The organism is Aquimarina algiphila (assembly GCF_007489275.1).
In the GTDB taxonomy this organism is placed as follows: domain Bacteria; phylum Bacteroidota; class Bacteroidia; order Flavobacteriales; family Flavobacteriaceae; genus Aquimarina; species Aquimarina algiphila.
The window spans coordinates 1-312 of record NZ_VLNR01000221.1; the positions used below are offsets into that span (position 1 = coordinate 1).

Below are 312 nucleotides of genomic sequence, written 5' to 3' on the forward strand. Positions count from 1 at the left end.
CTTCACAAACACCATATGCGTGTAATGCGACAAATGATGATGTTTTCCCAGTGATTACCTTAACGATTAGTGGAGGTACAGCACCCTATGATGTTGCTTATACTGGTCCATCATCGTCAGGATCAGAGACTGATGTTGCTGATGCTGATGCAGTGGCAGCCGATGTTCAATATGATATTACTGCTCCTGTTGCTGGTACCTATAGTATTACTGTGACAGATGAGAATAATTGTGTATTCACGACTTTTGATGTTATTGTTCCACCATTTGCGATCATGACAGATCCAACGATTACTAGAGATACGAGTGCTG

Annotated in this window: 1 protein-coding gene; it reads left to right on the forward strand. The window is 41.7% G+C overall.

The window, feature by feature from the left end:
- Positions 1–312, forward strand: a 312-nt coding sequence (locus FOF46_RS32200) for a hypothetical protein (RefSeq protein WP_167572050.1), incomplete at both ends; no start/stop codon positions are given.